Source organism: Herpetosiphon geysericola, from assembly GCF_001306135.1.
GTDB lineage: Bacteria > Chloroflexota > Chloroflexia > Chloroflexales > Herpetosiphonaceae > Herpetosiphon > Herpetosiphon geysericola.
On sequence record NZ_LGKP01000040.1, the window covers coordinates 175,578 to 188,845 of the forward strand.

The following is a 13,268-nucleotide window of genomic DNA, read 5'->3' on the forward strand; positions in this document are numbered from 1 at the left end:
CGACAAATTACGAAAGAACAAGCTTTTCTAAAAGTTTTTTCTTCTCAATTATTTCTAATTGTCGCTGTTGGAGGTGTACACGAATAGCATTTTGGGTCGATGAAGCAACGAAGGCTCGATAATATACGGATACACCAAACATTATTCCACTACCAAATAAGAAAGCAATAATACTGATGGTAAGAACGCTAGTTACTCCAACTGGTGATTGCTCTACAATACTGAAAAAAGAGAATATTTTATCGCCTGCGGCAAGAACACCAGCACCCATGGAAACAAGAATGCCCACAAGCGCAGCAACCGTCATTATTAGGCTAATGATGCTCACACTATGCATACGAGTTTCTCTTCGCTGAATGAGGAGATCTAAGGTTTGTTCCAACTGTATTGTCTCTATCGGATTCAATATTTCATTTAATTCGTCCTGCAAAAAAGTATAAATTTTTTCAACTGAATAATTATTTTTATTACTATTCATTTCAGCAATAGTAACAAAAATAAAATCCATACTTGTTATAAAGTATATACATATACTAATAAGTAATGAGACTATAAAACTTGATATTTCTATAAATATCAAACTAAATATTATAGGATTCATATTTTGAATGTTTATCAAAGAAAAACTGATAGACATTATGTAGAATAAATATAACTCTATAAGAAGAAATGATTTTATTGCTAATGATCTTTTTATAAAAGAGAAAATATGGTCTCTATAGTGTATAGGCTTGAATACCTTAAAGAAAGCTATTCCTATAGACACAAAGAAAAAGGTACCCACAAGTATATCTATATTAAAATTCTTGAAAATAGCTACAAATGAGGTTTGACGTGCTATTGAAAATGCCGAGAGTATCATTGCAATTACAAAAATCAAGGTATATATAATAATGAAATTACGCCCCTGACGAATTCCTCCTTTCCAGTCCTCATACATTTTTGAAATACCTTTTTCTACTTCGTTTTGAAACTGAATACAGAGTTCAAGATTTGTCGCCATAACGTCCTGCCCTTCATAAAACTATAGCGATCATACGCATGCGCTAATACATCGTTACACGCTTAATAGGTCTATCCTCTATTCAAAGCATCAAAGGTAGCTGCGCAGCCTGTTAAAGAATGTCGGCACGACCAAATAGCCAGTTTAGGCCATTCTAGTGGGCTATTTTCTACGTGGCGGTTTGTAGACCATCTGAACGCGATATGAATACGGTTTGAACACGATATGAATGGGCAAGAATGCCGCAAACATGCCGATCACTAAATGGCCGTGGCAGCGATATTAAGCAAGCCACGGCCTCGAATACTCGATTAAAGTCCACTGAGCCAGTATTCATCGGTTCGCACTGGTTCAGGTGGAACAGGACGCTGCCAGTCAGCTAACCGCCTAGCAAGAACACCATCACCCTCACCCATATATTCCCACCACGACGGCGCTCTAGGGGTGGAAAAGGCATGAATAAACACGGGGATGTGCGGTAAAACGAGCGCTGGCGGAACGGCCATGAGCGCAACCGTCCACAACTGGTGGGATTGTCCGTTAGCATCGACGACCGTTTCCGCAAGCAAGGTTTCGAGCGGCGTACTTTGGGGCACACGCAGATACAAACCAAGAAACGGGCAGACCAGCACACTACACAGTGCGCCGCACAGATAACGCGGTGGTTGCTGGACACGAATCAGAGCAGCATCCAGTTGCTGAAAAAGCGTCATCGTGGCGTGTTGGAGCAAGGGTGCAAGGTCGTGGGGCTGCATGCTGGGTGGCGACAGCGTAATTTGCACAGTATGCTGGCCGTTATTGGGCAAAGCCAACGTTTCGGTCAAGGTAATGGTCATGGGTATCGTGGTCATGAGCGAGATTCCTTTCTGCTTAAGCACCGAGATCAAGCACCTGCTTGACCTGGCGAATTTGAGTTAAACGGCGCGTGCGTTTGCCACCCAAGCTGTCAATAATTTCGTTGCCACTTTTGCCTGCAAGAACGAGCTTGGTAATCAGGATGACATCGGTCAGCATGGCCTCGTCAACCAGGTTCTCATCGCTAGTTCCCATGGTTCCAAGCGGGGAATCACCGGCTATATCGCCCATGGAATCGGGAACTTGCCAGAGGCGGCGCGGGTCAATCGGGCGAGTGGACAACATCCACGCGGGTTCACGATCGCACCAAAACCATTGACAATTCCATTCAATCGCTGCGGGCCACGGAGCGAGCAACGGCGACTTCATTTTCTCCAACGCTCGATCGCCAATGGCAATCCACAGCAGGTTATCGAGCGCTTCGCTATCGCCTTCAATGCCCAGCGGTTTGACCAAGGTGGTTTGGGTTACCAGAATCAGATGCATCCGATACTTAGCTGCTTGGCGCAGCATTTCGCCCACAAAGCGTTGGGCCACCGGCACTTTGGGTTTCGCTGCCGAGCCATCTTCACCATGCACCTTGCTCATCACATCGGGCGCTTCTTCCAACACCACCGTGATGGGGTCAAACGTTTCGACACCCGTGGCCGCAGCGGCCTTGCGTCGCCCCAGTTCGGCGAGCAGTGCTTTCATCACGCGATTGATCGCAGGATAGTCATAGACTTGCGGCAAACCACCATAGTCATTGGGTCGCGCATGGGAATTGAGAATCACCAGCTGGTGGCCCTCCAGGGCGCGTAAATAGGTCAACGCCATGCTCAGCACCGACTTACCTTGCCGCGAAGGGCCAGCAATCCCGATATGCGGACGCTTGGCCAAGGTGTCGAGCAACATGGGCCACGAATAGGTTGGCAAGTGTGCAACATCGGGTTCAACTGGTTCATCAACCACCGGTCGCGCCACGACCACTGTCCGCGCCGCAGCCGCAGAACGCGGGGCAGCGGGGGCAGCGGCAGGGCGGCGTTCGCTGGCCGGTGTGCGCGCGTGCCACCAGAGAAACGTCCCAACAAAACTACACGCAAAGAGAAAAATCAGCGGATATAGCCAAGGCGAATTAATATCCATGGGGATGCTCCTGTGGAGTGCGGCCAAAGGCCAAATATTCTGGCCACCGCGCCGAGACAATACCAAGGATGAGACCGGCTCCCCATGCCAGGGCAATGGCTGGCATGCCAGATGTCAGTTTGTAGGCGATGGGATAAAACAACCATTCGCACCACTTGTAGGCCGTAATCATGGCATCGGGAGCGAGGAAACACCCATAGCCCCACGCGGTTCGGCGCAAGGTATAGAGTTGGCCAAGGAAAAGAAAGAGCGCCAGCCCAAGACCCGCGAGGATGCCACGATAATCGCGAATACCCCAGAGCCAGTGTTGAAAGTCACTCAGCGTCGAGACCGTGGTGACAATGCTATTGCCCCAGCCCAACGTGCAGGCGATTCCTTTGACCAATTTGCGACTCGGTTCAAGGCGGCGAAGATCAAATAACACATTCGATGTGGTCATCGTGTTCTCCTTTGGTATACTAGCGCTGCATCACTTTCGTGTTCTCCGGTGATGCACGCCGCCGATGCTGATTTCATCGGCGGTTTGTGTGTCAAAAGAAGCGTGGTGGTTCCTAGACATCTTGATACTCGGGATCAGGCGGCAAATCGAGCGAATCGGGCAGCGGAACCGGAGTTTGTTCAACTGGTGGTGTACCACGGTTCAACCCATGGTCAACAACGGGTGCACTGCGGTTCAACCCATGGTCAACACTAGGGGAACGACTGTGCAACGCGTGTTCAACAGGTTTCATCAGGACTGCGAGTAAGGTGTCCCGCACGACGTGATCATCAAGCCGCGCAACGCTGGCCAACGCATCGGCAGTGAACAACTGGATGTCTTTGCCACAGGTATGCAGACCGATAATCACGAGGGCGCGGAGCACGGCAGACTCGTTGCCTAGGCTGGCAATCATCGCACTGAGCACGCTCGAGCTGCGGGTCGTCAGTCGTTCATCAAAACTCATTGGCCAAACTCCTCGTAGCGCCGCGCACGGCGGGCATAACCACGCGCGATCGCGGTTTGCGGATTGGGGGCAACGATCGTTTGGCGAAAACGCTGTTGAATCGCCTGAACCAGCATGGGCATTTCCGCACCACCCCCAGCCACGATAATCGCCGCCAGCTTCGCACCGCTGCCCCACGCCCGAACTAGCGCATCGGCGACTTGGTGGCCATTGGCCAACCATGGCCGATCCCAGCCGGTTGGCAGATCGCATTCCTCACCCGCGACCTCCACATAGCCAGCACGCACCGCGCGATCGACTTCGTGTAAGGTCAGATCAAGGTTGTAACGCCCACTAATTTTGGTTTGCAGCTGCTGGAGTGGATTGGCGCTTCCGAGTTCAAAGCTAATCGCACTTTCCGGCACAACATTCATCGCTTGCACAATGCAGGCATCGACGGTGTTATGGCCCAAGTCAATCACGCCAACGCGACTCAGCTCATAGCCGCTGCGGGCAATGGCTCCGCTCGGGTCGAGCAAGACCCCATACAACGCGCCGAGCGGTTCACTAATCACCCGAATACCGGTTTTGAGCGTCGTCCCGTGGTAATACTGGGTCACAACCGCATCCCGCAGCCGCGACCCCAAGGCCACCGCTAAGTCGCGTTCGCCGGACCAGGCGGCGGGCAGTCCGGTAACACATGCACCACCGCAGGGCTGCTTGAGGCGCTGTAAGGCTCCTTTGACGAGCGCAGGGATAATGTGGCGATCGTAGAGTCGTTGTTGCGAGCGGAGCGAGATCGGTGCGGGATGCAGCAAGGCATCCTCGCCCGTCCACCACAGCGTGCCGTGGACTTCAACCGTGGGCACATCGTGCAGATTGCCATCGGTGCTACTGGCCGGAGCCACCAGCGCAGGAAAGATAATGGTTTCTTCGTGATCGCCGGTATTGATCGTATATTTCACATAGCCATGGCCAATATTGGCCCCATGGGCAATAGCAGTCATAGAACACTCCTCTACGATGGATGGGCGTTGAATCCCATCCATCAAGAACACATCAGTGAATCGACCCGACGCAGCCTTAAGCAACCGATTGGATGGCACTGGTGGTGAGATCATGCGTCCACCAGTGATCAAGGTGCGTCGCAATCCACGACCGCAAATCCACGCCACACTGCACGGCCATCGTGCCAAAGTCGTGGGGATCGGGCCGCATGCGGGCAACCTCTTTGCCTTTGAAAATATCGAGCCAATACGCAGCGGCTTTATCACCGGCTGCATCGGCATCGGTTGCAATGAAGAGTGGCTGGCAGAGGCTGTACTGAACGAGCCAGCGAAAGCCACGACCTTGGGTGGTTCCAATCGCTGCCACCCCGCTGAGCGGCTGGCCATGGCGTTCAAATTGGCCAAGGGCTTGTTGGGCCACCAACGCATCGATGGGGCCTTCCACCAGAATGCCAGGGCGACCAGCGTGGAAGGTATCGATGCCATACGGCACATTGCTGCTTCCAGCAATCGTCACGTATTTCATACCCTCATCGCGGGGCGTGGTTTGGCGAATCGAGAGCTTCCAGAGCTGGCCATCACAAAACCATGGGATGACATAGCCAGCGGGCAACCACACGCCATCTTTATCGGGATCAGTCAATCCCCACTTGTGCAGTGGACGGTAGAGCGGCTTGGGGTTATAGCCAATTGCAGCGGTGCGAAGCGTGTGATCGGTCAGGCCACGCTGGTGTAAGTAGCTGCGTGGCGAGGACTGACTATCCCCATCCTTCCACAACATATCAACCGAGTAGCCAAGGAAACTCAGAGCGGCCTGCTGCCACGTCGCTGAGGGCGGCTCACAGGCATTCGGTGGCTCAGGATCAGGGACTGCTGCTGTAAGCGAAGTCGATTGGGTCAGCGTCAGCCCCAGTGTTGTAAAGACCCCTTTGATCAAGTTCTTCCAATCAGGATGATCCTTGGTAGGAATGCTGCCGTGGTCGCGCAGGAAAACAAAATCAACATCAGAGGCCCATGGCTGGCCATCGCGACAACTGCGACACCACCAGCGGCCACCATTGCTATCCCCATGTGGTTGCACCCGAAAGCGATCCTTGCCACCACAGAGCGGACAGGCTCCAGCCCATTCACCGCCATTGGTCGCGGCCACTTTGCGCAGGGCGGTGCGCTGGCCAACCAACGAAAGAAACGCATCGCCCGAAAGATGTTCAATCATTGAAACCTCCCAAGAGAAGTGTCATGAAGTGTCATAGAAGTGTCATGCTGCCTAAACTGTCGGTTTAGGGCTTTCCAATGGGATAAAACGGAGAAGTGTCATAGTGTCATAAGTGTCATGTATTTTTTCAGTCGTGTGGGTTCTCTCCAGCCTCGCGTACATGTTCCATATTAAATTGGACATGTCCCCTTATGACACTATGACACTTCTCAAGAAAGGCGCTCTGGGAGTGGATTTTTAGCGTCATAAACCGTTTATGACACTTCATGACACTTCTGACACTTCTCATGCGCTATATCTCCACAATTGCATCGTTCGACCATTGGCGGCTTTGGTCTCAAGCACGTCAATTTGGCCAGCGAGGCGTAAGACTTCTAAGATTTCGGTGATTTCTTTTTTGGATTGATTGGTCTGGCGACACAGATCGCGCACCGTCAATCCCGAAAGCGACTCTTTCAGAACGGCCAGCAGCTTATCGCCCAGCTTGGTTTCTTCACTCTGAATCCCATCGCTCCAAATGCGGTGCAAGTCGCTGCGCCAGCGCTCGACAATCGTGATCGCACGTTTGAGATGATCGAGCTGCATCACCACCGGTAATTCGGGGCAGTCCATCGCGGCCAGAATCATGGCCACCCGCAGGACGTGCCCAGGGAAACGGGCATAACTGGCATAGAGCGTGTCAGGTAGCCCATTGTTCGGCAGATCAAAGCGCAACACCTTGTCATAGCGCTTCCACAACGTCATCACGCCAGGCGCGAGCCGAATCGAACTGGGCGGATGCTCGTTATAAATCCGCACAAAGCGCTTGATATTCTCTTCCGGCACATCATCGACCAATTCGGCCTCTGGCTTCGGAAAGAGCGCATCGAGCGCCTGCAAGTCCTGAATCAAGCGTTCAGGCATCACCAGCTCGTCAGGAAACTCGGCATAGCATGGTGGGGCATCGGGAATCAGAATCGCGAAGCGACTCCACAACCCTTCGTCCCACAGCTTTTCGCTGCGCAAGTGATCTTCGATATTCTTGGGCGTGGTTGCGCCCAGAAACGAGAGACTGGCATCGCGAATCGTGGTGCGGCCATGGGTGATCGTTTCATGGGCCAAATACTCAGGGTTATCAAACAACTTGAGTAACAGCGAGAGCAGCTCGGCCATATACTCTTTTTTCATATCGCTGAACAAGAACCCTGCTTCGTCGAGTAGCCATGCCCGTTGAGCCGCTTGGGCACGGGCAAGCAGCCATTGCTCACGGTCATAATCACTGTAGCTGTCCAGCTTATCGGGAATGACGGTCGAAAACTGCTGAAGCAGCGACTGGGGCGTGCTTTTGTCGGGTAAGAGCAAGTGGCCAAGGCCAGCGCGCCGTAGCACCCGCTCGACAACCTTCATCGCGGTCGATTTGGCATAGCGCCCTGGTGGGGCAACAAATAGCGCATAAATATTCGGGTAATAGTAAGTTTCACCAATTTGGAGATACAACCGCCGCGCGATCACGGTGGCGGCAAGGAAGAGACCCGCCGCCTCATGGAAAATCGGTGGCGTGACCGGACTCGCTTGGCTGGCATAGTCGATAAATGTATCAAGCCACTGCCCACATACGCCCTGCTGCCGGATGGTTTTCGTAAGTTCACTCGGCAGCGGCGGCATAGTTCGTAAGACGGTTGGGGCAGGCTGGTCAACGAGCAAGGCCGCCACCCGACTATCCACCCGAATCGCGGTTTCCAGTGCGGTTTGCACGGCAGGCGCACCGCCATGCTCAAAGGCATACACTAAACTTTGCATCATGGCTAACCATTCGCCCCAATCACGGGTCAGGTCAATCGTCTGGCCTGCGAGCAACTGCTGCAGCGCAGTGCGCACCTGCACATAGAGTGGAGTTGTCATGTATCTATCCTCGGTGCTGCGGGAGGATACTCACCACAGCACACTACACTTACAAAACTGGGAAGGACTAGGATGCTGCCCCAATCACCGGCGGCGATTGGGGCACCTGATTACGTCGACTCTGGCGCTTTGTCTTCGCCTTGCGCTGCATCAATCAAGAGGCGTTGAATTCGTTCCTGGTTGGCCTCGATCTCTGCGAGCAGCAGGGCGATCTTGGTCAGGATAAGTTCGACGGCTTCGGGATTGTTCAAGTGGTAGCGTTGATGCACCACTTGGTTGAGCAACTCTTTGGCTCGGATAGCTTGCTTCGACGATTGCGCGGCGTTCGCCAGCGCTTCGAGTCGATGTTCGTTCACCACGTTCGGCCAACGCAGTCGTCGCCGTGGCATCCACATCCCTTTCTTGGTGGTCGCCATTCACGAGGTCAAAGACAACCGCACGGGTTTGCTGGCGACGTTTGATCATGCGCCAGACTTGCCACGTAATAATGACCCCACCACCAATGCCAAAGCTGGCGATGATCTGCTGCTCATACTGGGGCCAGCTGGCGTTCGGCGTAAGGCGGATGGCGATCCCTGCGGCAGTCACGCACAACAGGGTTCCGACAACCACTTCAATCCACGTCCAATCTGGTTCCAAGTAGTGCTTGTAATGCTCAAGCATCACGGCATACAGCATCGTGGCCATGGCCAAACCGATACCAATATTGATGGGCATAGATCCCCCTATCAGCAGGTTTTTTGTCAAAAACCTGCTGACTTTCTGTACACTTTTTCCCTTGTTTCTACCGGGATAGGTGGGCATACTGGAGGCTTATAAGCATGACTCCACCTTCTCGAGGAGGTTCACGCCTTGCCGATTTTGGGTCGCCTCATGGGATGAGAGTTGTGCATAGTGCAGAGACATTTGAATCGTTTCATGGCCCATCAATACCCGTAGACTTTCTGCATCAAGGCCTTTCTTGATCAGTTCGCGGGCGAAGGTGGCACGAAAGGAGTGAATCAAACGCCGCACATCATTGCGGATTTCCGCGTCGGAGGCTAAGCGATCGAAGCTCTGGTGTACGCCGCTAATCGTCAGCGTTTTTTGCTGGCGATGGCTGACAAACAACGCAGGGTTCGTATCCGTCCGACTGGCGATGTAGGTTCGAAGGACTTCTTGGGTCACGGATGAAATCCAGATATATCGATCCTTGCTGCCTTTGCCAAGAATCATGGCGCAGCCTTCCGAGTCAAAGCTGGTCCGACGGAGTTGAATCAGTTCACTGACCCGAACGCCGGTATCCAGTAAGACACAGAGCATGGCTTTTTCACGAAGCTCGGCAACCAGCAGGAGGCGCTTAATTTGATCCATCGTGTAATGGGCAGGTAAGCGCTTGGGTAATCGGGGTTTGAGTTTATCGGTATTTACTGGCTGAATATAGCCTTCTTCAGCAAGCCAGCGCACGAGGATGAGTGCATCGTTGAGATAGCTATAGTGGCTGGCAATGCTTAAGTTTTGTTGGGCTAAGTACGCACTGTAGGCCCGCAATAACGCCCGACTGAGCACCTGATTCGGTTGCTCAAGCACCCAAGCGCCAAAGCGTCCTAACCGAATTCGGTAGGTGGTGATGGTTGCAGGGCTGCGGCGTTCGGCGACTTTTGCGGACAAATATTCTTCAATCCATTGGCTAATCATACGAAATGACCTCGATCTATCGCGTTATCCCCGAAGGGATAGCGTGTGCGTTCGCAAATACTCGACTCGAGGCCGCGCGGAGCGGAAAGAGTATGTGATGGGATACCTCTGCAGGTGGTGCTAAAGGGGTATCTCATTACAGGTCTTCAGACACACTGCGTTAAGGGGTGCTTGCACAACCAGCAATGGCGGTCGCCATTTTTTGGGTATAGCAAAGCAACCTACACGTTTGGTATTGGCAAATGGCTTTGGCTAGGTTGATCTTCCAGAATTGGAAGCAACACAAAGCCAACCGTCATTCACCAATCGGTGTGAGGAAGACAGGAAACACACTGAGTCAAGGTCATTGGTATAACACTCATCCATCGTAACCTTGCTTTGTGTCGATGGAGAGTGATGATCGTCAATCTCCGAACGATCATCTTTATGTATTAGGAAATGCCGGAGCGCGTTAATGGTTGAAGGCCGCAAGCGGCGTTCAGGAATAGGGAAGTCGGTGGGCAGGATTCCCAAGACGACATATGGTAAGCTTCGTGGATTCAATGATCCTGAATGCCCATGAAGCGTGGTAGATAAGCAGCGTGTCTTTGCATCAGTCCTGCTTATCTAACAAGTGGCGTGTCTAGCATCAACCACTTGTATTGGGTTTCTAGCAACGAGTGCATGCCAGATCCAAGGGAAGGCTATTGCTTTAATAAAGCACCCGATAACAATAGCCATGTTGGAAAGCTCGATGTGTCGAGTCAAGTTCGGGGTTAGCGTACCATATGCCAACCATGCAGAACGTTAACGCTGTATAAGAAAATGCTTTTGTAGTGACAGTGCATTGCAGCAATGTGGTGTTGCTGGCGAGCAGAAGCCAATAATCCTCCTTCAAAGCAGCCTGGTGAAACAGGGTGCTTGCTTTGCATTTTAGGCAAACCTGTTAATCAATGGGTCCTAGGTTCGAGTCCTAGTCAGGGAGCCACTTCTTTTTACAACTTGATATTCCCTGATAGCTCAGTTGGTAGAGCGGTTGACTGTTAATCAGCATGTCCTAGGTTCGAGTCCTAGTCAGGGAGCCAAAAAGATCAACGCCCGCCTGAAATTTCAGCTGGGCGTTGATGATTTAAACCCATATGGTATCACTTAATAACTTCGCCACATCGCTGAACACCAATTAGCCAGCTGCCGATTGCGGTACACTATAACCCAGCATTATGCCCAATGATCAAAGATGCTAGGTTTTGCTGACGAGCGCTTAAAACCCTTGCTTCGCTGCATGGGCAATCGTCGGCTCGTACCAAGAAAGGATGTTATGAAGCAGGCTGTTGGTGATTCAGCTATTTCTACGCCGCCGCATCAAGCCGACCCATCGGCTCGCCGTCAACGTTGGTTTGGGATTGCGGCCATGCTGCTTTCGGCAACCGCCTTTGGCTGGCTCGGCGTATTTGCGCGGCTGGCCTACCAGGCTGGAGCCGAGCCGATTACGGTGTTATGTATGCGGTTTAGTATCGCCGCACTTGTTATGTTTGGGATTCTGCACGTGCGGGGCCAACGGCTGCCCCGTGGGAAAGTCCTCATTGGATTAATCCTCTTGGGAGGGATTGGCTATGTAGCTCAATCCATGGCCTATTTTGTGGCGCTTACCATGGCCTCGGCTGGCTTAGTCGCAGTCTTGCTGTATTTGTATCCAGGGCTTGTTACCTTATTGGCAGTCGTCTTTTTCAAGGAACGCCTGACTCCACGCATGGTTCTGGCCTTAGTGCTGGCCCTCATAGGCTCGGCTTTGGCAATTGGCCCAATTGGCGGCGGCAAGCCACTCGGCATCATTCTCGCCATCAGTGGAGCGGTGATCTATGCCATTTATATCACCGCTGGGAGCCAAATTACCGCTCGCGCTGGAGCAATCCCTTCATCGACCGTGATTATGAGTGCAGCAGCGGTCGTATATACAGGCATTATGCTGGCTCGCGGCCCGGTTTGGCCAGCGACCACAGGCGGTTGGCTGGCAATTGTGGGCATTGCTCTTGTTTCAACGGTGTTGGCAATTGTGATGTTCTTTGTGGGGATGGAACGGATTGGCCCAACCGCCGCCTCGACCATCTCGGCGTTGGAGCCGTTAGTCTCGGTTGGGGCGGCAGTTGTTGTGCTCCACGAGCCAATTAGCATTTGGCAACTTGCTGGTGGCCTGCTGATACTCACGGCAGTTGTGTTGTTAGCCCGAAGTTCATAGCGAGCACTGCTCCATACCTAAACCTTCAAGTATCAATGTTCTCAATAGGTTAAATGGCGAGCGATCGATAGCGAACCATCGATCGCTCTAGCAGTCATTTTAGAGCAGCATTATGCGCTAAGCTGCTACTGCACGTCACGCCCGACAAGCGGCAAATAGAGTTTCCAACTTGGCGGCGTTGTGGTTGGCGATGTGATGGTTACGGTTGTTGTTGGAGTGCTGGTTGGAGTGGTGGTAGTGGGCGTGGTTGATGGTGGAGTGCTGGTTGGAGTGGTGGTGGTTGGAGTCACGCTTGGTGGAGTGGTTGCTGTTGGCGTGATGGTTGCTGTCGGCGTAATTGTTACAATTGGCGTAATCGTTGCCGTTGGCGTGACGGTTGCTGTAATCGTTGCTGTTGGCGTAATTGTCACAATTGGCGTGACCGTTGCCGTTGGTGTAACAGTCGCCGTTGGTGTAACCGTTGCGGTTGGCGTGACGGTTGCGGTTGGTGTAATCGTTGCCGTTGGCGTGACGGTTGCCGTCGGTATGATCGTTGCGCTTGGCGTGACGGTTGCCGTTGGCACAGGAATGTCAGCAAACAAGATCATGTATAAGGCGCTATTGTCTCCAACTTGGCGTAAATCGTTTGCCAGGAAATTGAAGTCGGTTTGCCCATTAACATTGCGATAATAGCCATAAGTTGGAGCGCCTAACGGTACAGAACCAGCAGCAAAGGCAGGAGCACCTGTACCGCCACGAATTGCTGTAGTCAGGTTCGTCGTATCAACAAGGCCAGCACCGCTATCGCCACGAATATTAATCGTCACACCATGATTGCTGAGGCCACTCAGGGTCAGCGGGTTGGTCAACGGAATTGAGATATCGTAAAGTCCTCCCGCTACGAGGCTGCGACTCCCAAAATCAAAGCTTAGTAAGCCGCCAACAGGGCTTGTAAACACTGTTGTATTAGTAGCATTGAAACTATCCCAGAATTGAATCCGAACTTGGATATTGGTATAGGTAGTTGTGGAGAGCGAAACCAACCCAAACTGCAATGCAGTAATATCGCTTGCTGTTGCCAAATTGAATGGTTGCCCCATATAGGTATGGGGTGCGTTTGCAAAAGTAATAAAATCATCTGCCCCAGTGATTGTATCGAATATTGGAGTGATTACCTGCGGCAAACGAGCATTCGTCAGTAACGTGCCACTAGGCTTGAGTTGGCCCAGTGATGTGTCGAGCGCAGCTTCAGGCAAGCCTTGAGCTTGACGTGTAGCACTGGTTGTCGTTGGCGAAACTGCCAAGCTGGCAAGCAACGCTAACAGACACCCAACAGCACTCAGAATTCCCAACTGGCGATTGATTCGATCCATGGATACCTCCTGCA

Annotated in this window: 12 protein-coding genes and 1 tRNA gene; 2 read left to right on the forward strand and 11 right to left on the reverse strand. The window is 52.3% G+C overall.

Annotated features, from left to right (window positions below; translation table 11 throughout):
* Positions 1-7: 7 nt before the first annotated feature.
* The 10 genes from SE18_RS24795 to SE18_RS24840 form a co-directional block, all read right to left on the reverse strand.
* On the reverse strand, positions 8-1,003 hold the full coding sequence (locus tag SE18_RS24795; protein WP_054537173.1) for a hypothetical protein: 996 nt from the start codon (positions 1,001-1,003) through the stop codon (positions 8-10).
* 311 nt (positions 1,004-1,314) lie between these two features.
* A complete protein-coding gene (locus SE18_RS24800) occupies positions 1,315-1,854 on the reverse strand; it encodes a hypothetical protein (RefSeq protein WP_054537174.1) in 540 nt (179 codons plus the stop codon).
* A 19-nt stretch (positions 1,855-1,873) separates the two neighbouring features.
* On the reverse strand, positions 1,874-2,983 hold the full coding sequence (locus tag SE18_RS24805; RefSeq protein WP_054537175.1) for a hypothetical protein: 1,110 nt from the start codon (positions 2,981-2,983) through the stop codon (positions 1,874-1,876).
* Positions 2,973-3,422 (reverse strand): hypothetical protein, encoded by a 450-nt coding sequence (locus tag SE18_RS24810; RefSeq protein ID WP_054537176.1) that lies wholly within the window; start codon positions 3,420-3,422, stop codon positions 2,973-2,975. Before SE18_RS24810 ends, SE18_RS24805 begins: the two co-directional genes overlap by 11 nt.
* Before the next feature lie 112 nt (positions 3,423-3,534).
* Entirely contained in the window at positions 3,535-3,927 is a 393-nt protein-coding gene (locus SE18_RS24815; RefSeq protein WP_054537177.1) for a hypothetical protein, read from the reverse strand.
* A complete protein-coding gene (locus SE18_RS24820; protein WP_054537178.1) occupies positions 3,924-4,913 on the reverse strand; it encodes a ParM/StbA family protein in 990 nt (329 codons plus the stop codon). The genes SE18_RS24815 and SE18_RS24820 overlap by 4 nt, the downstream gene beginning before the upstream one ends.
* A 76-nt stretch (positions 4,914-4,989) precedes the next feature.
* The gene (locus tag SE18_RS24825; protein WP_054537179.1) at positions 4,990-6,129 is read right to left on the reverse strand and encodes a primase-helicase zinc-binding domain-containing protein; all 1,140 of its coding nucleotides are present in this window, start codon (positions 6,127-6,129) and stop codon (positions 4,990-4,992) included.
* 285 nt (positions 6,130-6,414) lie between these two features.
* Positions 6,415-8,010 (reverse strand): DUF3987 domain-containing protein, encoded by a 1,596-nt coding sequence (locus tag SE18_RS24830; RefSeq protein ID WP_054537180.1) that lies wholly within the window; start codon positions 8,008-8,010, stop codon positions 6,415-6,417.
* A 150-nt stretch (positions 8,011-8,160) separates the two neighbouring features.
* A complete protein-coding gene (locus tag SE18_RS24835; RefSeq protein WP_054537181.1) occupies positions 8,161-8,727 on the reverse strand; it encodes a hypothetical protein in 567 nt (188 codons plus the stop codon).
* A gap of 96 nt (positions 8,728-8,823) precedes the next feature.
* Positions 8,824-9,687: a tyrosine-type recombinase/integrase gene (locus SE18_RS24840; RefSeq protein ID WP_054537182.1), complete on the reverse strand. Its 864-nt coding sequence runs from the start codon at positions 9,685-9,687 to the stop codon at positions 8,824-8,826.
* 988 nt (positions 9,688-10,675) lie between these two features.
* On the opposite strand from SE18_RS24840, the gene SE18_RS24845 reads away from it, so the two are divergent.
* Together SE18_RS24845 and SE18_RS24850 are read left to right on the forward strand one after the other, a co-directional pair.
* A tRNA-Asn gene (locus SE18_RS24845) sits at positions 10,676-10,751 on the forward strand.
* A 233-nt stretch (positions 10,752-10,984) separates the two neighbouring features.
* Entirely contained in the window at positions 10,985-11,902 is a 918-nt protein-coding gene (locus tag SE18_RS24850) for a DMT family transporter (RefSeq protein ID WP_054537183.1), read from the forward strand.
* A 125-nt stretch (positions 11,903-12,027) separates the two neighbouring features.
* On the opposite strand, the gene SE18_RS24855 is transcribed toward SE18_RS24850, so the two are convergent.
* Positions 12,028-13,254: a hypothetical protein gene (locus SE18_RS24855; RefSeq protein WP_054537184.1), complete on the reverse strand. Its 1,227-nt coding sequence runs from the start codon at positions 13,252-13,254 to the stop codon at positions 12,028-12,030.
* Between the last annotated feature and the right edge of the window lie 14 nt (positions 13,255-13,268).

Excerpts from the sequence above, each read along its gene's own strand:
- SE18_RS24810 (WP_054537176.1), bottom strand. The coding sequence starts at position 3,422 with ATGACCACATCGAATGTGTTATTTGATCTTCGCCGCCTTGAACCGAGT.
- SE18_RS24795 (WP_054537173.1), bottom strand. The coding sequence starts at position 1,003 with ATGGCGACAAATCTTGAACTCTGTATTCAGTTTCAAAACGAAGTAGAA.
- SE18_RS24805 (WP_054537175.1), bottom strand. The coding sequence starts at position 2,983 with ATGGATATTAATTCGCCTTGGCTATATCCGCTGATTTTTCTCTTTGCG.
- SE18_RS24825 (WP_054537179.1), bottom strand. The coding sequence starts at position 6,129 with ATGATTGAACATCTTTCGGGCGATGCGTTTCTTTCGTTGGTTGGCCAG.
- SE18_RS24855 (WP_054537184.1), bottom strand. The coding sequence starts at position 13,254 with ATGGATCGAATCAATCGCCAGTTGGGAATTCTGAGTGCTGTTGGGTGT.
- SE18_RS24815 (WP_054537177.1), bottom strand. The coding sequence starts at position 3,927 with ATGAGTTTTGATGAACGACTGACGACCCGCAGCTCGAGCGTGCTCAGT.
- SE18_RS24840 (WP_054537182.1), bottom strand. The coding sequence starts at position 9,687 with ATGATTAGCCAATGGATTGAAGAATATTTGTCCGCAAAAGTCGCCGAA.
- SE18_RS24835 (WP_054537181.1), bottom strand. The coding sequence starts at position 8,727 with ATGCCCATCAATATTGGTATCGGTTTGGCCATGGCCACGATGCTGTAT.
- SE18_RS24800 (WP_054537174.1), bottom strand. The coding sequence starts at position 1,854 with ATGACCACGATACCCATGACCATTACCTTGACCGAAACGTTGGCTTTG.
- SE18_RS24850 (WP_054537183.1), top strand. The coding sequence starts at position 10,985 with ATGAAGCAGGCTGTTGGTGATTCAGCTATTTCTACGCCGCCGCATCAA.
- SE18_RS24830 (WP_054537180.1), bottom strand. The coding sequence starts at position 8,010 with ATGACAACTCCACTCTATGTGCAGGTGCGCACTGCGCTGCAGCAGTTG.
- SE18_RS24820 (WP_054537178.1), bottom strand. The coding sequence starts at position 4,913 with ATGACTGCTATTGCCCATGGGGCCAATATTGGCCATGGCTATGTGAAA.